Origin of the sequence: Tsukamurella conjunctivitidis (assembly GCF_007858475.1) — a bacterium.
Taxonomy (GTDB): Bacteria; Actinomycetota; Actinomycetes; order Mycobacteriales; family Mycobacteriaceae; genus Tsukamurella; species Tsukamurella conjunctivitidis.
This window is the reverse complement of the sequence record NZ_VIGX01000281.1, coordinates 1-531: the sequence shown is the minus strand read 5'-3', so window position 1 is coordinate 531 and position 531 is coordinate 1. Positions and strand designations below refer to the sequence as shown.

Annotated in this window: 1 protein-coding gene; it reads left to right on the top strand. The window is 40.7% G+C overall.

Translation table 11 applies throughout. The features are described from left to right. Positions 1-30: 30 nt before the first annotated feature. On the top strand, positions 31-531 hold a 501-nt coding region (locus FK530_RS27730), incomplete at its 3' end, for a 3-dehydroquinate synthase family protein (protein ID WP_146489531.1).

The following is a 531-nucleotide window of genomic DNA, read 5'->3' as shown; positions in this document are numbered from 1 at the left end:
CCCTGAGTGGCTTATAGGAAGTGATGATAGATGAAGACCTTAACTGTAGATTTAGCTGATCGCTCATATGATATTGAGATCGACAAAAACCTATTAGCAACCAAACGTTTTGTAGAGGAGTTCCCTTATACGCAGCGATTGGTTTTAACGAATAATACAATTTATGCTCTCCATTCAGATCGGATTTTATCGCTTGTAGAGGGTAATCGGGACCATGTCGTAATTATTGAAGATGGCGAGCAATATAAGAATTTGACCTCCTTTGCTCAGGTGCATACTCGTCTTTTAGAATTAGAGTTTAATCGCAGAAGTCTTTTGATAGCTTTTGGCGGTGGAGTGATTGGTGATCTTGCAGGATTTGTCGCGAGTACTTATCAGCGCGGAATCGATTTTATTCAGATTCCAACAACGCTTCTTGCACAAGTAGATAGTTCGGTCGGCGGAAAAACGGCTGTTAATCACCCATTAGGGAAAAATATGATCGGAACCTTCTATCAGCCTAAGCGGGTTTTAATTGATCTTTCATTGCTC